Source organism: Actinobacillus genomosp. 1 (assembly GCF_029774175.1).
In the GTDB taxonomy this organism is placed as follows: domain Bacteria; phylum Pseudomonadota; class Gammaproteobacteria; order Enterobacterales; family Pasteurellaceae; genus Actinobacillus.
In genome coordinates, this window is the sequence record NZ_CP103834.1 from 1,190,440 (window position 1) to 1,211,114 (window position 20,675).

Annotated in this window: 23 protein-coding genes, 1 tRNA gene and 1 pseudogene; 10 read left to right on the forward strand and 15 right to left on the reverse strand. The window is 39.4% G+C overall.

The window, feature by feature from the left end; all coding sequences use genetic code 11:
• Positions 1 to 104: 104 nt before the first annotated feature.
• Positions 105 to 2,822: a preprotein translocase subunit SecA gene (gene secA / locus NYR63_RS05345; protein WP_279456581.1), complete on the reverse strand. Its 2,718-nt coding sequence runs from the start codon at positions 2,820 to 2,822 to the stop codon at positions 105 to 107.
• A 106-nt stretch (positions 2,823 to 2,928) separates the two neighbouring features.
• Positions 2,929 to 3,255, reverse strand: coding sequence for a secA translation cis-regulator SecM (gene secM / locus NYR63_RS05350; RefSeq protein WP_279456582.1), 327 nt, complete (start codon positions 3,253 to 3,255; stop codon positions 2,929 to 2,931).
• Positions 3,256 to 3,360: 105 nt separating this feature from the next.
• On the opposite strand from secM, the gene NYR63_RS05355 reads away from it, so the two are divergent.
• On the forward strand, positions 3,361 to 3,669 hold the full coding sequence (locus tag NYR63_RS05355; RefSeq protein WP_279456583.1) for a DciA family protein: 309 nt from the start codon (positions 3,361 to 3,363) through the stop codon (positions 3,667 to 3,669).
• Between the two features lie 19 nt (positions 3,670 to 3,688).
• A complete protein-coding gene (locus NYR63_RS05360; protein WP_279456584.1) occupies positions 3,689 to 4,063 on the forward strand; it encodes a copper resistance protein NlpE in 375 nt (124 codons plus the stop codon).
• Positions 4,064 to 4,259: 196 nt separating this feature from the next.
• Here NYR63_RS05360 and NYR63_RS05365 read toward each other — a convergent pair.
• Both NYR63_RS05365 and NYR63_RS05370 read right to left on the reverse strand, forming a co-directional pair.
• Positions 4,260 to 4,349: transfer RNA gene (locus tag NYR63_RS05365), tRNA-Ser, on the reverse strand.
• A gap of 112 nt (positions 4,350 to 4,461) precedes the next feature.
• Positions 4,462 to 4,773, reverse strand: a complete 312-nt coding sequence (locus NYR63_RS05370) for a BolA family protein (RefSeq protein WP_279456585.1) — start codon at positions 4,771 to 4,773, stop codon at positions 4,462 to 4,464.
• A gap of 128 nt (positions 4,774 to 4,901) precedes the next feature.
• On the opposite strand from NYR63_RS05370, the gene NYR63_RS05375 reads away from it, so the two are divergent.
• The 4 genes from NYR63_RS05375 to ruvX all read left to right on the forward strand — a co-directional run bounded on the left by NYR63_RS05375 (position 4,902) and on the right by ruvX (position 7,408).
• Positions 4,902 to 5,492 carry a YajG family lipoprotein gene (locus tag NYR63_RS05375; RefSeq protein ID WP_279456586.1) on the forward strand — a complete coding sequence of 197 codons (591 nt, stop codon included), beginning with the start codon at positions 4,902 to 4,904 and terminating at the stop codon, positions 5,490 to 5,492.
• Between the two features lie 159 nt (positions 5,493 to 5,651).
• Entirely contained in the window at positions 5,652 to 6,383 is a 732-nt protein-coding gene (gene rsmE / locus NYR63_RS05380) for a 16S rRNA (uracil(1498)-N(3))-methyltransferase (protein ID WP_279456587.1), read from the forward strand.
• Entirely contained in the window at positions 6,383 to 6,943 is a 561-nt protein-coding gene (locus NYR63_RS05385) for a YqgE/AlgH family protein (RefSeq protein WP_279456588.1), read from the forward strand. Before rsmE ends, NYR63_RS05385 begins: the two co-directional genes overlap by 1 nt.
• 51 nt (positions 6,944 to 6,994) lie before the next feature.
• Positions 6,995 to 7,408, forward strand: a complete 414-nt coding sequence (ruvX, locus tag NYR63_RS05390) for a Holliday junction resolvase RuvX (protein WP_005596085.1) — start codon at positions 6,995 to 6,997, stop codon at positions 7,406 to 7,408.
• A gap of 67 nt (positions 7,409 to 7,475) precedes the next feature.
• Here ruvX and NYR63_RS05395 read toward each other — a convergent pair whose 3' ends face one another.
• Complete coding sequence (locus NYR63_RS05395) at positions 7,476 to 8,108, reverse strand: histidine phosphatase family protein (RefSeq protein WP_279456589.1); 633 nt, start codon at positions 8,106 to 8,108, stop codon at positions 7,476 to 7,478.
• 49 nt (positions 8,109 to 8,157) lie between these two features.
• Between NYR63_RS05395 and NYR63_RS05400 the strand changes: the two genes are divergently transcribed.
• Both NYR63_RS05400 and NYR63_RS05405 read left to right on the forward strand, forming a co-directional pair.
• The gene (locus tag NYR63_RS05400) at positions 8,158 to 8,808 is read left to right on the forward strand and encodes a TIGR01621 family pseudouridine synthase (RefSeq protein ID WP_279456590.1); all 651 of its coding nucleotides are present in this window, start codon (positions 8,158 to 8,160) and stop codon (positions 8,806 to 8,808) included.
• 41 nt (positions 8,809 to 8,849) lie between these two features.
• A complete protein-coding gene (locus tag NYR63_RS05405) occupies positions 8,850 to 10,145 on the forward strand; it encodes a hemolysin family protein (protein WP_279456591.1) in 1,296 nt (431 codons plus the stop codon).
• Positions 10,146 to 10,196: 51 nt separating this feature from the next.
• Here NYR63_RS05405 and NYR63_RS05410 read toward each other — a convergent pair.
• From NYR63_RS05410 to thrS, 10 genes and pseudogenes are all read right to left on the reverse strand, one after another.
• Positions 10,197 to 11,531, reverse strand: a pseudogene (locus NYR63_RS05410) (IS3 family transposase).
• A gap of 75 nt (positions 11,532 to 11,606) precedes the next feature.
• Positions 11,607 to 11,906: a hypothetical protein gene (locus NYR63_RS05415; RefSeq protein WP_279456592.1), complete on the reverse strand. Its 300-nt coding sequence runs from the start codon at positions 11,904 to 11,906 to the stop codon at positions 11,607 to 11,609.
• A 41-nt stretch (positions 11,907 to 11,947) separates the two neighbouring features.
• A complete protein-coding gene (locus NYR63_RS05420) occupies positions 11,948 to 12,475 on the reverse strand; it encodes a recombinase RecA (protein WP_347710370.1) in 528 nt (175 codons plus the stop codon).
• Positions 12,476 to 12,523: 48 nt separating this feature from the next.
• The gene (gene rplT / locus NYR63_RS05425; protein ID WP_005596075.1) at positions 12,524 to 12,877 is read right to left on the reverse strand and encodes a 50S ribosomal protein L20; all 354 of its coding nucleotides are present in this window, start codon (positions 12,875 to 12,877) and stop codon (positions 12,524 to 12,526) included.
• Between the two features lie 66 nt (positions 12,878 to 12,943).
• On the reverse strand, positions 12,944 to 13,141 hold the full coding sequence (gene rpmI / locus NYR63_RS05430) for a 50S ribosomal protein L35 (RefSeq protein ID WP_005596065.1): 198 nt from the start codon (positions 13,139 to 13,141) through the stop codon (positions 12,944 to 12,946).
• 248 nt (positions 13,142 to 13,389) lie between these two features.
• The gene (gene infC / locus NYR63_RS05435) at positions 13,390 to 13,869 is read right to left on the reverse strand and encodes a translation initiation factor IF-3 (RefSeq protein ID WP_431831760.1); all 480 of its coding nucleotides are present in this window, start codon (positions 13,867 to 13,869) and stop codon (positions 13,390 to 13,392) included.
• 279 nt (positions 13,870 to 14,148) lie between these two features.
• Positions 14,149 to 14,808, reverse strand: a complete 660-nt coding sequence (locus NYR63_RS05440; protein WP_279456594.1) for a DUF799 domain-containing protein — start codon at positions 14,806 to 14,808, stop codon at positions 14,149 to 14,151.
• 11 nt (positions 14,809 to 14,819) lie between these two features.
• Positions 14,820 to 15,164, reverse strand: coding sequence for a DUF4810 domain-containing protein (locus tag NYR63_RS05445; RefSeq protein WP_018652799.1), 345 nt, complete (start codon positions 15,162 to 15,164; stop codon positions 14,820 to 14,822).
• 9 nt (positions 15,165 to 15,173) lie between these two features.
• Positions 15,174 to 15,848, reverse strand: coding sequence for a CsgG/HfaB family protein (locus NYR63_RS05450; protein WP_039196340.1), 675 nt, complete (start codon positions 15,846 to 15,848; stop codon positions 15,174 to 15,176).
• Positions 15,849 to 15,989: 141 nt separating this feature from the next.
• The gene (gene thrS / locus NYR63_RS05455; RefSeq protein ID WP_279456595.1) at positions 15,990 to 17,921 is read right to left on the reverse strand and encodes a threonine--tRNA ligase; all 1,932 of its coding nucleotides are present in this window, start codon (positions 17,919 to 17,921) and stop codon (positions 15,990 to 15,992) included.
• 448 nt (positions 17,922 to 18,369) lie between these two features.
• On the opposite strand from thrS, the gene csy1 reads away from it, so the two are divergent.
• Together csy1 and csy2 are read left to right on the forward strand one after the other, a co-directional pair.
• The gene (gene csy1 / locus NYR63_RS05460) at positions 18,370 to 19,719 is read left to right on the forward strand and encodes a type I-F CRISPR-associated protein Csy1 (RefSeq protein ID WP_279456596.1); all 1,350 of its coding nucleotides are present in this window, start codon (positions 18,370 to 18,372) and stop codon (positions 19,717 to 19,719) included.
• Positions 19,716 to 20,675 (forward strand): type I-F CRISPR-associated protein Csy2, encoded by a 960-nt coding sequence (gene csy2, locus NYR63_RS05465; protein WP_279456597.1) that lies wholly within the window; start codon positions 19,716 to 19,718, stop codon positions 20,673 to 20,675. The genes csy1 and csy2 overlap by 4 nt, the downstream gene beginning before the upstream one ends.

The window sequence follows — 20,675 nt, forward strand, 5'->3', positions numbered from 1 at the left end:
TCTCAAAAAGTCGCTTTGAGTTTATGTCTTGATAGGCAAAGAAAAAGCGGTCTTTTTTTCTGAAAATTTTGCAAAAATTTAGAAAAAACGACCGCTTATATTAATTATGCATATCTGGCTTTACTGCCGTGGCAATGTTTGTATTTTTTGCCGGAACCGCAAGGACAAGGATCATTCCGACCGATATCCAAATTCGCTAACTGTTCTTCCGTTAATTCTGCCGTTTGTTGATCTTCCGCCTGATTATTTTCAGTACGATAACCTTCCGATTCCGCTTGCGCCATCGCTTCTTGCTGACGTTGCGCTTCTTCAATTTCTTCTTGGCTACGCACTTGAATACGGCTTAACACGCTAATCACATTAGATTTCAACAAATCGAGCATATTGGTAAACATTTCGAATGATTCTTTCTTATATTCTTGTTTCGGATCTTTTTGTGCATAGCCTCGTAAGTGAATACCTTTACGTAAGTAATCCATTGCCGAAAGATGCTCTTTCCAAAGTTCATCTAAGTTCTGTAACATCACGCCTTTTTCGAAGTTACGCATCACTTCCGCACCGACTTTCTCTTCTTTCGCTTGATATTCTTGTTTCGCAATATCAATAATACGCTCACGTAAAGTTTCTTCGTGTAAGTCATTCTCTTGCTCTAACCAATGTTGAACAGGTAATTCCATACCGAATTGACGTTTTAACGCTTCTTCTAAGCCGGCAACATCCCACATATCTTCAATGGATTGCGGCGGAATGAACTGATCAATCACACGATTGAATACATCGCTACGAATGGTTTCAATCATTGCGGAAATATCATCGGTTTCAAGCAAATAGTTACGTTGTTCGTAAATCGCTTTACGTTGTTCATTCGCAACATCATCGTATTGTAATAAGTTCTTACGCCCGTCGAAGTTATGCGCTTCCACTTTCGCTTGTGCCGATGCGATCACTTTAGTCAGTAATTTCGATTCCATCGCTTCCCCTTCTTCGGTGAAAGCTTTACGCATCATATTTAATTTACCTTCATTCAGGTAAATACGCATTAACGCATCGTCTAAAGATAAATAGAAACGAGACGAACCCGGATCACCTTGACGACCGGAACGGCCGCGTAATTGGTTGTCGATACGGCGAGACTCGTGACGCTCGGTACCGATAATATGTAAACCGCCCGCTTTCATTACGATGTCATAACGCTCTTTCCAAGCCGCTTTGATCGCTTCGATTTGCTCTTCGGTCGGATTTTCCAACTTCGCAATTTCCGCTTTCCAATTACCGCCTAATACGATATCCGTACCACGCCCCGCCATATTGGTTGCAATGGTTACCGCTCCCGGCGCCCCAGCTTCCGCTACGATTTCCGCTTCTTGGGCGTGGAATTTCGCATTTAGAACATTATGAGCGATACCGGCTTTAGTTAATTCCGCCGATAAAAGCTCCGATTTTTCAACCGATGCCGTCCCCACTAATACCGGTTGTTGGCGCGCTATACACTCTTGAATATCTTTGATAATTGCGGCAAATTTTTCCGGCTCGCTTTTAAACATTAAGTCGGTACGGTCATCACGAATAACCGGTTTATTGGTTGGAATCACAATCGTATCCAAACCGTAAATTTGTTGGAATTCAAAGGCTTCCGTATCCGCCGTACCGGTCATTCCGGCTAATTTTTCATATAAACGGAAATAGTTCTGATATGTGATAGACGCAACGGTTTGGTTCTCACCTTGAATATTAACTTTTTCTTTCGCTTCAATCGCTTGGTGTAAACCGTCAGACCAACGACGACCCGCCATTGTACGACCGGTGTGTTCATCAATAATCACTACTTCACCGTCTTTTACGATGTAATCTACATCTAATTCAAATAATTTATGCGCACGTAACGCTGCATAAACATGATGTAATAAAGCGATACGAGCCGGATGATAAAGTGTTTCGCCCTCTTGCATTAAGCCCATTTCAGTCAAAATGCCTTCTACTTTCACCATACCACGCTCAGTTAAATGCGCCTGTTTATTTTTCAGATCTAAGGTGAAATCGCCTTCACCGGTATATTCTTCGGTGTCTTCTTTATCTTGCTGAATCAAATGCGGAATAATCGTATCAATCGCTTGATAGATTTGAGTCGCATCTTCCGCCGGACCTGAAATAATTAACGGCGTACGTGCTTCATCAATTAAGATCGAATCCACCTCATCCACTAACGCATAGTGTAATTCGCGTTGGAAACGATCTTCTTTTGCGTGCGCAAGGTTATCACGTAAATAGTCAAAGCCTAATTCGCTGTTAGTTGAGTAGGTAATATCCGCTTTATACGCTTCGCGTTTGACTTCGTTCGGGAGCCCCGGAACATTAACCGCCACAGTTAAACCTAAAAACTCAAATAACGGTCGGTTTGTTTCCGCATCACGGCGTGCAAGATAATCGTTCACGGTTACAACGTGTACGCCTTTACCGGTCAGCGCATTTAAATAGCAAGGCAAAGTTGCGGTTAAAGTTTTACCTTCACCGGTACGCATCTCTGCGATATTACGGTTAGTTAATACCATACCGCCGATTAATTGCACGTCAAAATGGCGCATTCCCATTACACGGCGGCTTGCCTCACGTACGGTGGCGAACGCTTCGTTCAATAAGCTATCAAGGCTTGCGCCGTCAGCTAAACGCTGCTTAAATTCTGCGGTTTTCGCTTGTAATTCTTCATCGGTTAATTTTTCAAATGCCGGCTCAAGTTTATTAATTTGCGCAACACGTTTTCTTAAACGTTTTAATGTACGATCATTGCTTGAACCGAAAATTGAAGTGATAATTTTTGAAATCATTGGTTTGTCCTAATCTAATTCTATTTATTATATTATGGGAAATAAAAACTATGCCGCAAAATATTCCCTTACGATCTTGTACTTTGCAGCGAATAAAATGTAATGATTAGGCAATTGGTCCCGCTCGAATAGGATGGTTGTCATCACCGTCAAAGCGGTAAGATTTGGTGAGAATTTTGCAAAAAACAACCGCTTGTAATGTCGTATTCTGCTGCGCCAAATGGCGTTCTGCAATAAAAAGCGTTTGCTGTTCGTTCTCTTCGGAAACTTGCGTATATTGCGTGACTAATTGATTAATAACGGTATTTTGCTCATTTTCACGATTGAGCGTTGTCTGAATTTCAGGTAACGCAAAAATCGCAACAAGTCCGAGAACAAGTTGCGACCAAAAAGGCGCTTTATGAAAATGTCGAAATAAAGTCATTAAAAACATCAAGAAATCGATTAAAAAATTATATTAATTATACGCTAAATTCCAGTAGAATGGAGGCATTATGGGGTCAATTTAAGTAAAATCAAGATAACGGTTTGAAGAAAGATGAAAAATTCAACAATACAAAATATCACCGAGGTTTTACAGAACTCAAGTCTATCGCGTATTGTCCAACGGGCTAACGAGTTAAATTTACTGAATCAGAAAATTCAAAATTTATTACCTAAGCAGTACCGTGGGCTTTACCGTATTGTAAATTTAGTTGATAATTGCCTTATCTTTGAGGTGCAAAATGCAACGATACGCCAAGGACTGCTGTTGCAAAGAACCTTATTACTTGAACTCATTCGCTTAGATTTTCCAACTGTCACAGAGCTTCAATTCAAGGTGAGTCCGAGTTTTAAACATTTTTAATTTGTAGAAGGAAAACGGTATGAAAAAAATTGCTTTAGTTGCATTTAGTATGGCGTTAGGAGCATGTTCATTATTACCTCAAAAACCAGTAGTAGGCACATTCCAAGGCGATTTGCCTTGTGCCGATTGCGAAAAAATCCAAGCGGAATTAATTTTAGGCAACAATAATAGTTATCAATATAACACCGTCTATGTAAAAAACGGCAAACAGTATCCGTTTACCGATAAAGGTACTTACATTTGGGAACAAAATAAACGCGGTGTGATTCGTTTAGAAAAAGACTCCGGTTCTCTTGCGTTTAAAGTAAGTGATACCCAAGCCGAAATTTGTGACGCCAATGGAAATCCGGCTAAAATTGCCAACAGTCCGTATGTGTTACACAAAGTGAAATAATGATAATTGACATAAAATAAGCCCGTAACGTCGAATGCTACGGGCTTATTTTTTATATTCGCAGTTAAATATTTTTTATATAAAAAAATCCCCGGAAAGTCCGGGGATTAAACCAATAAGGAAAAAAGTAATTAATTACTTTAACTTAACCAGGGAAATATCTATGAAAACAGTAAGGAATCTTTCCTATTAATAATGGCGGTGAGAGGGGGATTCGAACCCCCGATACACTTTCGCATATACACGCTTTCCAGGCGTGCTCCTTCAACCACTCGGACATCTCACCGAATTACTAATTAATATACATTATAGTATATTTGAAAGATAATGGAACTATACCGATTTTTACGCGACTAAGCAAGTATTTTATTTATAAAATAAATTAATTATCAGTAAAATTATAAACCGATTCCCGCACAATTCGGTGATTTCGGCACAATACCGTTATTTTCCGCCCATTCGGTCGGCGTATAAGTATGTAAGGCGAGCGCATGAACGCCGTTTTCTAATTCATAAGCAAGGCAATTATATATTGCACGATGACGAGCCACCGTTCTCATCGCCTCGAAAGCATCACTAACTAGTGTCACTTTAAAATGCGATTCAGCCCCTCTGCCGGAACTGTGCATATAACTTTCGTTTTCAATATTCAGAACTTCAGGGGAGAATTGTGCCGTTAATTTATCTCGAATTGCTTGTTCTACCAACATTTTTATTCCTTATGAATTGCCAATTAAGAGTTGATAAGTAATAATTGCGTAACAATGTCATCGTATTATTGTCTTATAAAGTGCATTATCCATTATCAATAACGAATTATCAATTAAAAGGATCTATTATGAAATTGTCAAAAAAAGTATTACTTATCGCAACTACACTCGCAACAGCCGTATTAACGGGCTGTCAATCACAATCGAACGTTTTAAACTTTACTACGCCGAGTCCGACTGCAACGTTTAACACTAATAACCAAACTGCGGCAGTTAGTGTCTTAACTCAAGATTTACGTACTTCGCGTGAAGTGGCAAGCTATACGAAAAACGGTCAAGTTACTCGTTTAACCTCAAGCCCGGAAGTCGGACTCATGTTCCAACAAGCGGTTCAACAAGATTTGAATGCAAAAGGTTTTCAGCTGGTACAAGGTGCGGCTAATGCCAATGTGATTGTGAATGTACGTAAATTCTTTGCTACGGTTGAACAAGGTAACTTACTCTACAAAGTCAATGCCGAAGTCGGTGTTGAAGTTGCGGTAAAAGGGCCTAAAGGTAACTTTAGCAAAAACTTCAATGCGACAAGAGGTTATGAAGGCGCAGCCATCACTACGGATAACGACGATATTAAGAAAGTGTTAGGCCAAGCATATGATGATGTCGTTAAAGCCATCTATAACGACAATGAAATCTCAAATGCAATTCATCAATTTAAATAAGCGATAACGCAAGCGGTCTGATTTCGGTAAAAAATCTCACAAATCTGACCGCTTGTTTCGTATGAGAAAGTTATCTTTGCTCTTTAATCGCTACCTACAATTTATCTCACAAGCTATTTTCGATAAAATTGTTTTTCTTACTGTTAATCTGAACATCTTATGCGCATTCCAAGAATTTACCATCCTGAATTATTAGCGAATCAAACCAGTTGTATTTTAAGTGAAGATGCGGCCAATCACGTCGGTCGCGTACTACGTATGATAGAAGGCGATCAAATTATTTTATTTGACGGCTCAAACCATATTTTTCACGCGACATTACAAGCGGTCGGAAAAAAGCAAATTATCGCAAAAATTGATGGCAGTGAATTGGATAATCGTGAATCCAATTTAGCGATCCATTTAGGGCAAGTGATTTCTCGCGGTGATCGAATGGAATTTACTATTCAAAAATCGGTTGAGTTAGGCGTAAAAATCATTACTCCGCTTTGGTCTGAACGTTGCGGGGTAAAACTGAACGATGAACGCCAAGATAAAAAACTACAGCAATGGCAAAAAATTGCGATTGCAGCTTGCGAACAATGCGGACGTAACGAAATTCCTGAAATTCGCCCGATTATGAAGCTGACCGACTGGTGTAAAGAACAAGATGATATGCTGAAATTAAATCTGCATCCTCGTGCGAAATACACCATTCGCCAGCTGCCGAATGTGCCTGAAGCCGGTGTGCGTTTATTAATCGGTTCGGAAGGCGGCTTATCCGCTGAAGAAATCGCAATGACCGAAACCGAAGGTTTCACCGAAGTTTTACTAGGTAAACGAGTCCTGCGCACGGAAACCGCCTCACTTGCGGCAATTACCGCTCTACAGGTTTGTTTTGGAGATATTTAATGTTAGAAAATTTACAAGGCAAGTTTTTAATTGCAACGCCGGAAATTGATGACGATTACTTTGATCGTACCGTGATTTATATCTGCGAACATAACAATAATGGTGCGATGGGCTTAGTGATTAATACACCAACCGACTTATCCGTGTTGGAATTGATTACCCGTATGGATTTCCAAATGGCGAATCAGCGTAATTATCATAAGGATCAGATGGTCTTAAGCGGCGGGCCGGTCAGTCAAGATCGCGGCTTTATTATTCATACTAAAACCGAGCACGAATTTTTACATAGTTATCGCGTGACAGATAATATTTTTCTAACCACTTCCGGCGACGTATTAGATAGCCTAGGTAAACCGGAAGCGCCGGAAAAATTTATTGTTTGTTTAGGTTGTGCCACGTGGAAACCGGAACAACTCGAACAAGAAATCGCACGTAATTACTGGCTGATTTCCGAAGCGAACGACAAAACCTTATTCGAAACCGGTTATTTAGAACGTTGGGTGGAAGCAAATGAAATGCTCGGTATTTCAGGTGTGTTAGCCCGTGCCGGCAGAGCCTAATGACAGCCTAAGCAGCGGTCAAAAATAAACAATTTTTTGCAAAAGGATAATATGGCAAGAACAATTCTCGCATTTGATTTCGGTACTTACAGCATCGGTTGTGCGGTCGGACAAGATATTACCGGCACCGCACAGGGATTACCCTCTTTTAAAGCGCAAGACGGGATTCCGAACTGGGATCAAATTGAAAAAGTGATCAAAGAATGGCAACCGGAACGCTTAGTGGTCGGCTTACCGCTCAATATGGACGGCAGCGAACAACCGCTCACCCAAAGAGCGAAAAAATTTGCTAATCGCTTAAACGGACGTTTTAATTTGCCGGTTGAGCTACAAGACGAACGCCTTACAACAGTGTCAGCGAAAGCGGAAATCTTTGAACGAGGCGGTTACAAAGCCTTAAAGAAAGATAAAGTGGATTCGATTTCCGCCTGCTTAATTTTAGAAAGCTGGTTTGAAGCCCAATAAAAAAGAGTAAGACCGCTAATTTGAACAACGCAAATAAGCGGTCTAATTTTTGGATTTTTTTGCAAGTCTAAGCCAAATGTTCCGTGCGGTTAAACTCAACTAATTCAGCCTTACCATGCTCAACGACCGCCCGGTTAATTGCAGTGTTAATCACAAAACTGTGTTTGGTTTCGTCACGACATTCCGACCAATGTAAGCCTCTTAATACTGCCGTAAGAACAGTTAATGTCATACCGTGTGCAACGATTAATACGTTTTCATTATCTTGGTGCAACTGAGCAATTTGATTAAACACTTTAATCACTCGATTATAAAGATCTTCGTAAGTTTCACCTCCGTTCGTTTCCGCACGATATTCCGCCGGTGTTTTTTTCATCGTCCAATATTCGTCATTTGAGTATAAATCTACCGATTTCGTACCTTCCCAAAGCCCAAAATCAAACTCATTTAAACCGAAATGGTGAAAGTGCGGAATGTTCTTCTCGTTATTTTCCGCCAAAATATAATTTGCGGTATCTTGCGCACGTTTTTGCATACTGGAATAGGCAGCGGCAAATTTAACCTCTTTTAACGCTCTACCCGCTTTTTTTGCCCCTTCAATACCTTCTTCAACCAAAGGTGAATCGCCTGAGCCTTGCAAACGCCCTTCTAAATTCCAAACGGTTTTCCCGTGGCGGACTAAATAAATGTTAAGTGCCATATTCAATTCCCTGTTAAAATAGCCAAAATTTATCGGAGTATAGCAAAAAATGACTGAAAAATTGACTATTTGCTTCCAACATCACGACTTTGTTGTGATTGATAAACCGGTCGGCGTGAGTGTACACAAAGACGAAGAAGCGGTCGGATTAACCGAAAAACTCGCCGAACAATTACAAGTGGAACAAGTGTGGCTGGTACATCGCTTAGATAAAGTCACGTCCGGCTTATTAATTTTCGCCTTGAACAAACAAGCTGCCGTACACTTTTATCACTTATTTGAACAACATAAAATCGAAAAAACCTATTGGGCGTTGAGCGATCAAAAACCGAAAAAGAAACAGGGTAAAATTAGCGGTGATATGCAAAAAAGCCGTAACGGCGCGTGGAAACTGTGCCATAGCAAACAGAATCCTGCCGTGACTCAATTTGTTTCGCATTCGCTTGAGCCAAATTTACGCCATTTTATTTTGCAACCGAAAACCGGTAAAACACATCAATTAAGGGTGGCGATGAAAAGTTTAGGAAGCCCGATTTTAGGTGATCAACTCTATGCCGGCTCGCAAGCGGATCGGATTTACTTACATGCTTATCAATTAAAATTTGATTATCAAGGCGAATCTTTTTGTATCCAAAGCCCACCGACAAGCGGTCAATTTTGGGTAAAACTTTGCAATGTCGAGCATATAGAAAATATTTAATGCTATAATTTTCTACATTAACTCGTTAGATAGAGGAATTTATGAGCTTATTTGAAGCAAGTTTAATTATCTTATTACTGATTATTACCAGTGCGGTTATCTCTTCGGCAGAAATCTCACTCGCCGGTGCAAGAAAGCTGAAACTACAGTCAATGATCAATGAAGGTGATCTTCGTGCCGAAAAAGTCTTAAAACTTCAAGAACAACCGGGACGTTTTATTACCGTGGTACAAATCGGCTTAAATATGGTGGCGATCCTTGGTGGTGTAGTCGGTGAAAGTGCAATCAACCCCTACTTCAGTGAATTACTTGCAAAATATACGCAAGCGGAATGGGTTGATAGTGCCGCCTCTTGGATTGCGTTTATCATTGTTACCTCGGCGTTTGTGCTTTTTGCAGATTTAATGCCGAAACGTTTGGCAATGACATATCCGGAAAAAATTGCGGTGCGCACCATAGGTATTATGATGTTTTGTATCGCATTATTTAAACCGCTTGTGCTTTTTTTCGATTGGATTGCCAACACATTATTTAAATTATTTCACGTTTCTACCGTACGCCAAGACAATATGACTTCCGAAGATATTGTTGCGGTGGTTGATGCGGGAGCTAAAGCCGGTATTTTAAAAGCACAAGAGCATTACTTAATCGAAAATGTGTTTGAAATGCAGGAACGTCGTGTAACTTCTACTATGACTACACGCGAGCATATCGTATTTTTAAATCGCACCGATAATCGAGAAAAGGTGTTGGAAACACTGGGCGAAGATCCCTATTCCAAAGTGCTGATCTGTGATGACGGATTAGATAAAATTTTAGGTTATATCGAAACGCACGATCTACTTACCCAATACCTCAAAAACGATAACGTGTCGCTAACGGATGCCAAATTACTGAAAAAATCGCTTTTCATTCCGGATACGTTATCACTTTACGAAGTATTGGAGCTATTTAAATCCGCCGGTGAAGATTTTGCCGTTATCGTAAACGAATACGCATTAGTGGTGGGGATTCTCACTCTCAATGATGTAATGAGTATCGTGATGGGTGAATTGGTTTCAACCGAAGAAGAACAAATTGTCCGCCGAGATGAAGATTCGTGGTTAATTGACGGTGCTACGCCGCTCGAAGACGTGATGAAAGCATTAGAAATCGAAAGTTTCCCAAATGCGGAAAACTATGAAACTATCGGCGGTTTTATGATGTATATGCTACGTAAAATTCCAAAGAAAACCGATTTCGTTCTTTATGATCAATATAAATTCGAAATTATTGATACCGAGAATTTTAAAATCGACCAATTAATGGTGTCTTTCCGTAAAGATATCGCAAACTAGCATAGTGAAAAAGCTCCGACTTATGATCTGACCCCAAAAAGTTAGACTGTTTTAATTTAAGGACTGAGTTCTGTATTGTACAGGGCTGAGTCCTTTTAATTTCACTTGAATACGCTCATTGTTGTAATAATGAATGTACTCGTGAATCACTTTCTCAAGTTGTTCGAAAGTGTCAAATCGCTTACCAAAGTAACATTCCGTTTTCAATCGCCCAAAGAAACTTTCCATTGCCCCATTATCCAAGCAATTTCCTTTTCTCGACATACTTTGTTTAATATGATGTTTTCTCAGCATGTCTTGATAGTCAGCCATCTGATATTGCCAACCTTGGTCGGAATGTAAAATCGGTTTAGCGTCCTTAGGCAGTTTTGCGACCGCTTGCTTTAGCATCCGCATCACTTGCTCAACGTTCGGGCTTCTTGCTAAATCGTAAGCAAGAATTTCACTATTAAATAAATCCTTAATCGGCGATAAATAGAGCTTGCCTTCCGCACATTTAAACTCAGTGATATCCGTGACGAGTTTTTCATTTGGCGCTGTTGCGTGAAAATCTTGTTGCAATACATTCTCGGTAATTTTACCCACTTCACCTTTGTAAGAACGATATTTCCTCTGCTTACATTTTCCTTTTAAATCAAGCTGTTGCATTATCGCTTGAACACGCTTATGGTTAATCGTACCCAAAAAATCACGTAACTTTAACGTAATACGACGATAGCCATAATTGCCATCATTATCCTGATAAATCTCAATCACTTTCTGCCTCATCACAGCATTTTTATCGATTTTAGGCGGTAAGTGATAAAAGAAAGTACTGCGTTTTAAACCTATCAAAGGGAGGAGGATTTCTAAGGGAAAATCCACCCGCAACGTTTTCACGATGGCTGTTTTTGCCGCATTTTTTGTTGGTTGAACTCCCGCAACTTTTTTAGGTAAGCTACCTCCGCTTCCAGCTCTAAAATACGATAACGCAGACGTTCTTCTTCAGTTTTAGGTGGAGGAGGCATTTTCGGGTATTTGGGTTTCATTGTCGGACGACCTTTAGGTTTGGGTAATAAACCGTTTATACCTTGTTCTTCAAAGGTGTGCAACCATTGGCTAATCGAACCTGAATTAGCAATGCCAAAATGAAGGGAGGCTCTTTCCGCAGAAAATTGTCCTTTTTTGACCGCTTGTATGACGGTTAATTTGAATTCGGGGGAATATTTTTGCTTCTTAGCCATTACCGCTAACCCATTAATTCCGTTATGATTAAATTGAGCAATCCACCGAGTTAAGGTTTTTCTTGGATAATTGAAAATGTCGTTGAGTGAATGAATAGTTTTTGTCATTTTGAAGATAAAACTCGATGACTTGTTGTTTGAATAGTGGGTTATATTTAGTCATAAAAAATCTGCACCTTAATCCGTTGGAGGTTTAGTCCAACTTTTGGGGTGCAGATCATTAATCGGAGCTTTTTTATTACCAGTGATGGCGATGTCTGTGATAACCGTAACCAATGCCAATGCTTGGATAAATCACCGGCTCTCTTACAACCTGTCTGACTACTTTCGGACGCTTATCGCTTTGATTAAGCGGCTCGTCCGGTTCAATTTGCTGAACAACACGTTGCTTTTGTTTTTCCGAAACGGTATTCCCGCTTGCTACACGTTGTTGATATTCCGCTACCGCCTGCATATCCATCGGAACGGTGCTTTGTTGCACAGGAGTAGAACAAGCTGCCACTACCCAAGGCAAAGTAAGTAGAACTAATTTTTTCATTACTATTTCCTTCTTGTAAAAATAAATGTAAATTAGACCGCTTATATATGGTTTTTATCCCTACTCTTACACATTTTTTCTAATATTATACGCATAAAATAAGGCATTTTCTTGATTGGTTTAATGATAACTTCGTCCGCTAACGGCTGCTGTTCTAACATTAAATACATATTTAATACCGTATAGACATCAACATCGTGTTGATTCTTAAAGAAATTCATCAATCGATACTTTTCTATCTTGATCCGTAACGAATTTGCAATATTTTGGTATTTTTCGACCGCTGGTAAACTCAGATTCACATTACTGATCACAATCAGTATAGATATTTGCGGATAATCTTTTGCAAATTTCCAAGCCGATGCTAATTTCTGTTCCGCCAATATTTTAGCGGATTGAAATCTTTCTTTCGTCCAAACATATTCACCGTTTTCATATAGAAATTGATCGTTTTCAATATGAAACACTTTACCGCTCGGAAAACGTTGCTTAAATTCCACTATTTTTTGCTTAGCAAACGTTGATTTACCTGAACCGGAATGCCCTCGAATAATGATTAATTTACGCATCATATAAAAAAGGACGCCCGAGGGCGTCCTAATCTCTATTCTTTAAAATTAAAGAGCAGATTTTGCTTTTTCAACTAAAGCTGCGAATGCAACTTTATCGAATACAGCGATGTCAGCTAAAATCTTACGGTCGATTTCAACAGAAGCTTTTTTCAAGCCGTTGATGAATTTGCTGTAAGATAAACCGTTTTGACGTGCTGCAGCGTTGATACGTGCAATCCATAATTGACGGAATTGACGTTTACGTTGACGACGGTCACGGTAAGCATATTGACCAGCTTTAATTACAGCTTGGAACGCAACGCGATAAACACGTGAACGCGCACCATAATAACCTTTAGCAGCCTTAAGAACTTTCTTATGGCGTGCTCTTGCAATAACACCACGTTTTACACGAGCCATTATTAAATCTCCTAATGTATATAATTAACTAAAATTCACTAAAGTACGTTTAACTTGACTCAACGCTTATGCGTATGGTAAGCACGCTACTACTAATACTTGGTCTGCTTTCGCTACCATTGATTTGTGGCGTAAGTGACGTTTACGTTTAGTGGTTTTCTTAGTCAAAATATGACGTAAGTGAGATTGTTTACGTTTGAAACCGCCTGAAGCTGTTTTCTTGAAACGCTTAGCAGCACCACGTACTGTTTTAATTTTAGGCATTGTTTTATAAACTCCGCATTGTTTTATGTAATACACAATAATCAGGCGAAAAATATGATTATCGCTAATCGAATTTTTACTTGGAAAGCACTAATTATCTCGAAAGAGCGTTACCGCTCATAAGCTTTTCAGCTTAAAAAAGCGAATCAGGCTGCGAAATGTGCCTGTAGATCGCTTTCGTTTCTCTTTTTTACAAAAGAGAAAACGGACGGATTTTATAGGATCCGCCCGTTTTATGCAAGAATAAATTATTTTTTCTTCGGCGCAATAACCATTACCGCTTGACGACCTTCAAGTTTACCCGGTGCCGATTCAACAACCGCCACTTCAGCCGTATCTGTTTTCACACGATCTAAAACATCTAAACCAATATCTTGGTGAGCCATTTCACGACCACGGAAACGTACGGTAATTTTAACTTTATCACCGTCTTCTAAGAAACGTAAAATGCTGCGTAATTTAATTTGATAATCGCCATCGTCTGTACCCGGACGGAATTTAATTTCCTTAATTTGTACGACTTTCTGCTTTTTCTTTTGCTCTTTTGCAGCTTTTTCTTTTTCGTAGATGAACTTACCGTAGTTCATAATACGACAAACCGGCGGTTCTGCATTAGGGCTGATTTCAACTAAATCTAATTCAGCATCTTCCGCTCTCGCCAAAGCATCTTGAATTGATACGATACCAACTTGTTCGCCATTTTCATCAGTTAGGCGAACTTCCTTCACGCCACGAATTTCGTCATTAAGACGATGTGCGCGATTTGACTGAACACGTTTTACAGGTTTAATAGTACTATTCCTTCTTGTAAGTTTTACTATAAAATCGACCGCTTAAGCAGAAGATTAAAATTTCTAAAGCCCTTAAATTAACTGGAGGGCAAACGTTTGGATTCTAAAAGATATTGGCGTGTTATGCAATAGTACACATAAAAATAATCGATATTAACTTAGTTAGACTAAGTTAATATAAGCTCTTAATGCATTAAGAGCTTATATAATATACAATTATTTTTTAACTTCTAGTTTTCCATATGAAGGATGGCGAGGACCAACTAATAATCCACCGTTTCTTCCCAAATGAACCAAAGAACTCATTGCAGAAGCTGAAACTTCATAGCCTTTATCTTTTGTTGTATCTATCACTTGACTAACTGCTGCTTTAACTAATGCAACTAAAGCACCGTCATTACTATGTGTAGATCCTTCAGCAAAACGACCTGTACCTTCCCAAAGTGTTTTACCTGTTTTAAGGTCAACTAATTTCCCTTCCAATTCTACTTCTGTAACACTATCGAAAACTTTATAGCTTGTACCGTATTTATCCACATTTATGTATAAAATACTATCGGCACCGAAAATATCATATATTTTCTTAATATTCGCACTTCGAATTGCATTACCGTCCGTTAAACCATTTTGTTTAAACACTTCATCTACAAGTGATACAGGATAAACATAATAGCCTAATTCTGCTAAAGGATAAGTCGCTCTCGCTAACACACTTGTGTCTGCCTTAACATCCACAGAATTATTTACAGGTAGTACAACCAATATTGACTTTGGCTTACTTTCTTTCAAGGCACTGTAATCATAAGAAGGCATCTGTTGATTAGCACATCCAGATAAGAGCAAAATACCTGAAAGTAACATTAATAACTTTTTCATTTTACTTATCCTTATTTCTTACGTTGTAAATATTGCATGAATGTTTTGCTTTCAGGGAACAATTGTTGCTCTTGAATAAAGGCATTTTGTGCTTCTGCTGTTTTCCCTTGCTTTAATAAAACAAGCCCTAAATGTCCATATACCCCCGGTGCAACCGGTTTATTCGCATCTTTTGCCATTTTAATAATTTCATTAAAACCGTTTTCTTGCTTAACAAAATCATTCGGCTCATTGTAATAACTATAAATGATATCCGAATAATTACCCCAATAATATTGAGTATTTACTGATTTTGAAGAACAAGCGGATAAAATCATTGCCATTAGAGCAAATGTGATTACGTTTACCTTCTTCATTGCTACTCCTTATTTAGCTGGGGTCCAGTGTCCGGCTTCAATTCCATTTACTAAATTATTTACCGCTTCTCGAATAGCTAAATCTAACACTTTGCCATTTAAGGTTGAGTCATAACCTGCTGTACCGCCAAAGCCTAAAACCTCGCGATTTGATAAGTTATATTCGCCCGCACCTTGCACTGAATAAGCCACTTCCGATGTATTTACATTCACAACATTAAGGGTCACTTTTGCATAAGCAACTTGCTCTTTGCCACGTCCTAAAATACCAAACAATTGGTGATCACCAACTGTCTTACGACCAAACTCCGTTACATCTCCCGTAATTACATAAGTAGCACCTTTGAGCTTTTGTTTTTGTCCTTTGATCTTCGCTTCGGTAGCCGCTTCGCTCATATTGGTTCGATCAAGTACAGAAAAACGCCCTGTTTGTTGTAAATGGGAAACAAGAATAGTTTTTGATTGATTACCGAGCTGATCTTGCCCATCTGAAAACACGCCATTTTGGAAGCTAGATTTATTATCAAACTTACCAACCGAAATAGCCGATTTTACACCGTGATAATTTGCTGCTGTACTTGCTGCCTGTGTTACTGTTGGCGCAATAGCTCTAGAACCTTCAGTTGCACAACCAGTTAAACCAAGTGCCGCAACACATAATGTAGTCATTAGTAATTTTTTCATTTATAACCCCTTTTGGTTAGATGGAAAGCCTTTTGGGATTCTAGCATATCAAAAAAACCTTTTAAACATACAAAATTGACTTAAATAAAAAGGACACAAAAAAAGCGGTCAAATTTGACCGCTCTTTTACAAATAATGAAATTACTCTTCGCCTAATAATTTAAGTTCACGAGCTTTCACTTGGTTTTTAAGGATTTCAACAAATTCATCAATGGTGAATGTGCCTAAATCCGCGCCTTTACGGGTACGCACCGATACTTTGCCCGCTTCGATTTCTTTATCGCCGCACACAAGCATATAAGGTACTCGACGTAAGGTGTGTTCACGTACTTTAAAGCCGACTTTTTCGTTACGTAAGTCTGATTTCGCACGGATACCCGCATCAGATAACGCTTTCGTTACTTTTTGTACATAGTCCGCTTGGCTATCGGTAATGTTCATTACCACTGCTTGAGTCGGCGCTAACCACGTTGGGAAGAAGCCAGCGTATTCTTCGGTAATGATACCGATAAAGCGTTCGATAGAACCTAAAATCGCACGGTGAATCATAACCGGTGTACGGCGACCGTTATCTTCCGCTACATAAGACGCATCTAAGCGACCCGGTAATGCGAAGTCTAATTGGATCGTACCGCATTGCCATTCACGATCTAAACAGTCACGTAATGCAAACTCAATTTTCGGACCGTAGAATGCTCCTTCACCTTCTTGGATTTCATAGCTTAAACCGTTTGCGACTAATGCTTTCGCTAGGCCATCTTCTGCACGATCCCACATCGCATCATCACCAATACGGTTTTCGGGACGGGTTGAAAGTTTCACTTGAATGTTGCTAAAACCGAATGTGCTGTAAATGTCGTAAACCATACGGATACAGCTGGTTACTTCGCTTTCAATTTGATCTTCGGTACAGAAAATATGCGCATCATCTTGGGTAAAACCACGTACACGCATTAAGCCGTGTAATGAACCAGACGGCTCGTTACGGTGGCATGAACCGAATTCCGCCATACGGATCGGTAAGTCACGGTATGATTTTAAACCTTGATTGAAGATTTGAACGTGACCTGGGCAGTTCATCGGTTTGATTGCATATTCACGGTTTTCAGATTGCGTAGTGAACATTAAATCCGCATAGTTTTGCCAATGGCCGGTACGTTCCCAAAGCACTCTGTCCATCATAAACGGACCTTTCACTTCTTGGTAATCGTACTCTTTTAATTTAGTACGTACGAAAGTTTCAAGCTCACGGAAAATCGTCCAACCGTCATTGTGCCAGAACACCATACCCGGAGCTTCTTCTTGCATATGGTATAAGTCTAACGCTTTACCGATACGGCGGTGATCACGTTTTGCCGCTTCTTCTAAACGGGTTAAGTATTCCGCTAATTGTTTTTTATCTGCCCAAGCCGTGCCGTAAATACGTTGCAACATTTTATTTTTGCTGTCGCCACGCCAGTATGCGCCTGCAACTTTTTGTAATTTGAAGTGGTGGCAGAAACGCATATTTGGTACATGCGGACCACGACACATATCAATATATTCTTCGTGGTGATATAACGCTGGCGTTGCAGTACGTTCGATATTTTCATCTAAAATCGCCATTTTGTACGGTTCGCCACGTTTTTCAAACGTATCACGCGCTTCTTGCCAGCTCACAGGTTTTTTCACCACGTCATAGTTGGTTTTAGCCAGCTCAAGCATACGCTTTTCAATCGCATCTAAATCTTCTTGTGTGAGCGAGCGATCTAAATCCACATCATAATAGAAGCCGTTGTCGATTGTCGGGCCAATCGCCATTTTTACATCTGGGAATAATTGTTTGATCGCATGACCTAATAAGTGCGCACATGAGTGACGAATGATCTCTAAACCGTCTTCATCTTTTGCGGTAATAATTTCAAGTGAGCTATCTTCAGAAATGATGTCACACGCATCACGGCGTTCGCCGTTTACACGACCTGCAATCGTGGCTTTTGCTAAGCCTGCACCGATTGATTGCGCAACTTCCATTACAGAAACGGGATTATCGAATTGGCGTTGTGAGCCGTCTGGTAAAGTGATAATAGGCATTTTTATATCCTTGTTACAGTGGTCACCCATACGAGAGGTGACTTGTTGGTTTAAAAATAAAAACCGCTGACAAGCGGTCTGATTTGAATCTTTTTTTACGATTTGTTTTACATCACCCCAACCTTGGATGAATAGCAAAACGGATGAATTTTATCATAAAATCTCAACAAGCGGTCCGATTTCTCGCTCAATTTGCAAAATTTCTCTGAAAATAGACCGCTTGTATAAACTAACTATATTCGGTAGACTGAAATCACTACTGAATAAGTAGCTTAGAAAACTTTTTTTTAGATATTATCTAAACCTTTTACCGCTGTATCAGCGGCTTTCCAAAAAACATATCCACTTTATTTTAAATTTTATTTAATTTAAATTTTTAATTAAATTGATCAATCATTATTCAATTAGGTATAATTGCAGACACATTAAAAATAGAAGAGGTCAAACTATGATAACTCCTTTACAAATTAGGGCTAAAATCATTGATTTCCTACAAGCCCAACACCTTAAAAAGTCTGAAAATGATTACAAAAAACTAGAAAAAGCGACCGAACCGGAAGAGATTGCCAAAATAAAAGCTGAAATTAGTAAAAGCGAAGAAAAGTATCGGTTCGATACTTGGATTCATATCGCAGCAACCGAAATGGCAAGGCAACTAAAATTTGGTACTCATATCGCTAAAGGAATCCACCCCGATGCCAAAGGCAATAACATAAACTTTCAGGCTAATTTGAATCTCCCCTCGACATTAGTTGGTTCTCAATTAATTGATCAACTTGTTTTAGATGCTAACGGTAATGCTGCTGCACTCCCTCTCGCTGCATTTTTCGATATTATAGTTGATGAAGTAAATAAACGGACTTTAAAAGACCTATTGCTAACAGATGATCCTTGTTTAGACGGTTGTTTTAGTGATGATCATTCTCTTTCGGCACAATATAAAATCGCTTTTCAAATGGCACTAAAAGGTAATTTAAACTCACCGGAAACACATGAGCGAAATAAACAAATTTTATGGGTAAATAGCAGCTCAGCTATTGAGGATAATCACTATACTTGCCTGATTCCGCTTTATCCATCCTCCTTCACTCACGCCATTTATAATAAGCTGAATCAAGCCCGTTTTTCTGAGGAAAATAAACAAGCAAGGGAAAATCGTTATAAAAATAAAGCACAAAATCCCTATATATCTATTCCCCATTTAGCAGTCACTAAACTAGGTGGAACAAAGCCGCAGAACGTCAGTTTATTAACCAGTAAACAAGGTGGCAGAAACTATTTACTTCCCTCTCTTCCTCCCATTTTTGCCAAAGGCGAACTTCGCTTAACCGGTACACAAAAGACGATTTTCAATGAACGCTTAGCCTATGTCTGCCGAGCCGGTTTATACCAACTATATCAAGCCGTTGAAGCCCCTAAAAATATTTATACTATTCGAGACTCACGTGTCGAAGCCGTAAACTTAATTGTTCAAATAGTACTGCAACAAGCTTATAAGTTACAGAAACGTACTGCCGGTTGGAGCCGAGGCTACCAACTGGCTGGGTGCGAAAAATATTGGCTTGATCCTCAACGTGCTAAGTTAAATGGAGAAGAACAATTCCATTCGGCTTTAACTCAACAAGACTGGATTTCTGACGTAGAACAACGCTTTGCCGCTTGGCTCAATGCGTTGCTCAAAAAACGCTTTCCAAAACATCAGGACGATTTTACCGCTACGGAATATAACGAATGGCGTAAATATTTCCGAAAAAAATTACATCGACAATTACGCCATGTATATAAGGAGGTGCTATGAATTATCCAAACTTTTATCTGCTGTTTGATCATGTTGAAATTCAAGCGGCAAACACGATTTCCAGCCCGATCACGTATGGTTTTCCTGCACTCACCGGTTTTACCGGTGCAATTCATGCACTTAGCCGTAAACTGTTTTCCCAACAAGTGGAATTAGGCGGCGTGATGATTGCTTGTCATGATTATCAAATATTAGGTTATAAAAATAGTGATTTCTCAGATTTAACCTTTAATCAAACACGTAACCCTCTCAAAAAAAATGGCGATTCGCCTTCCATTATCGAGGAAGGAAAAATTCGCTTGGATATTTCATTAGTCGTTGAAATAGAAGTTAAAGATCCGGAGCTTTACTATGCATTAAATAGTCAGGACTCGGAACAAAAAACACAATTTCTTGAACATTGCAAAAAATTGCTTATGCAACAACGAATTGCCGGAGGTAGTGTTTTTCAAATTGAGAATGTTGAACTCTTTAATTTAAGTGATACTAAAGAAATAAAACTTGCTCTTATGCCAGCTTTCGTTCTCATGGATGCAAAGCAAACCTTAGCGGATATTACTCAGTCATTACAAAACGGAATCTCAAATAATGAAATAACGATTTATCCTGCTACTCCGAATGCGAATGCGCTGGATGCGTTACTTGAGGTAGCAACATTACACCATATTCCATTATCCGAACACGCAACTTCCCAAGAATGGGAAACCTTTAATGTCAATCAAGGAAAAGGATGGCTAGTACCGATTCCTGTCGGTTACCAAGCTATTTCACCGCTATTTACTGCCGGTGACATGCAAAATTGCCGTACTACTGAATACCCAAGCCAATATGTTGAAACGGTTTACAGCTTAGGGAAATGGGTTTTCCCTTTTAGTTTACCTGATGATTTATCGCAATGTTTTTGGCGCTACAACACCCCGCAAGATAATCTCTATTTAATTACCCAAGGAGCATAA

Excerpts from the sequence above, each read along its gene's own strand:
- secA (WP_279456581.1), bottom strand. The coding sequence starts at position 2,822 with ATGATTTCAAAAATTATCACTTCAATTTTCGGTTCAAGCAATGATCGT.
- secM (WP_279456582.1), bottom strand. The coding sequence starts at position 3,255 with ATGTTTTTAATGACTTTATTTCGACATTTTCATAAAGCGCCTTTTTGG.
- NYR63_RS05355 (WP_279456583.1), top strand. The coding sequence starts at position 3,361 with ATGAAAAATTCAACAATACAAAATATCACCGAGGTTTTACAGAACTCA.
- NYR63_RS05360 (WP_279456584.1), top strand. The coding sequence starts at position 3,689 with ATGAAAAAAATTGCTTTAGTTGCATTTAGTATGGCGTTAGGAGCATGT.
- NYR63_RS05370 (WP_279456585.1), bottom strand. The coding sequence starts at position 4,773 with ATGTTGGTAGAACAAGCAATTCGAGATAAATTAACGGCACAATTCTCC.
- NYR63_RS05375 (WP_279456586.1), top strand. The coding sequence starts at position 4,902 with ATGAAATTGTCAAAAAAAGTATTACTTATCGCAACTACACTCGCAACA.
- rsmE (WP_279456587.1), top strand. The coding sequence starts at position 5,652 with ATGCGCATTCCAAGAATTTACCATCCTGAATTATTAGCGAATCAAACC.
- NYR63_RS05385 (WP_279456588.1), top strand. The coding sequence starts at position 6,383 with ATGTTAGAAAATTTACAAGGCAAGTTTTTAATTGCAACGCCGGAAATT.
- ruvX (WP_005596085.1), top strand. The coding sequence starts at position 6,995 with ATGGCAAGAACAATTCTCGCATTTGATTTCGGTACTTACAGCATCGGT.
- NYR63_RS05395 (WP_279456589.1), bottom strand. The coding sequence starts at position 8,108 with ATGGCACTTAACATTTATTTAGTCCGCCACGGGAAAACCGTTTGGAAT.
- NYR63_RS05400 (WP_279456590.1), top strand. The coding sequence starts at position 8,158 with ATGACTGAAAAATTGACTATTTGCTTCCAACATCACGACTTTGTTGTG.
- NYR63_RS05405 (WP_279456591.1), top strand. The coding sequence starts at position 8,850 with ATGAGCTTATTTGAAGCAAGTTTAATTATCTTATTACTGATTATTACC.
- NYR63_RS05415 (WP_279456592.1), bottom strand. The coding sequence starts at position 11,906 with ATGAAAAAATTAGTTCTACTTACTTTGCCTTGGGTAGTGGCAGCTTGT.
- NYR63_RS05420 (WP_347710370.1), bottom strand. The coding sequence starts at position 12,475 with ATGCGTAAATTAATCATTATTCGAGGGCATTCCGGTTCAGGTAAATCA.
- rplT (WP_005596075.1), bottom strand. The coding sequence starts at position 12,877 with ATGGCTCGTGTAAAACGTGGTGTTATTGCAAGAGCACGCCATAAGAAA.
- rpmI (WP_005596065.1), bottom strand. The coding sequence starts at position 13,141 with ATGCCTAAAATTAAAACAGTACGTGGTGCTGCTAAGCGTTTCAAGAAA.
- NYR63_RS05440 (WP_279456594.1), bottom strand. The coding sequence starts at position 14,808 with ATGAAAAAGTTATTAATGTTACTTTCAGGTATTTTGCTCTTATCTGGA.
- NYR63_RS05445 (WP_018652799.1), bottom strand. The coding sequence starts at position 15,164 with ATGAAGAAGGTAAACGTAATCACATTTGCTCTAATGGCAATGATTTTA.
- NYR63_RS05450 (WP_039196340.1), bottom strand. The coding sequence starts at position 15,848 with ATGAAAAAATTACTAATGACTACATTATGTGTTGCGGCACTTGGTTTA.
- thrS (WP_279456595.1), bottom strand. The coding sequence starts at position 17,921 with ATGCCTATTATCACTTTACCAGACGGCTCACAACGCCAATTCGATAAT.
- csy1 (WP_279456596.1), top strand. The coding sequence starts at position 18,370 with ATGATAACTCCTTTACAAATTAGGGCTAAAATCATTGATTTCCTACAA.
- csy2 (WP_279456597.1), top strand. The coding sequence starts at position 19,716 with ATGAATTATCCAAACTTTTATCTGCTGTTTGATCATGTTGAAATTCAA.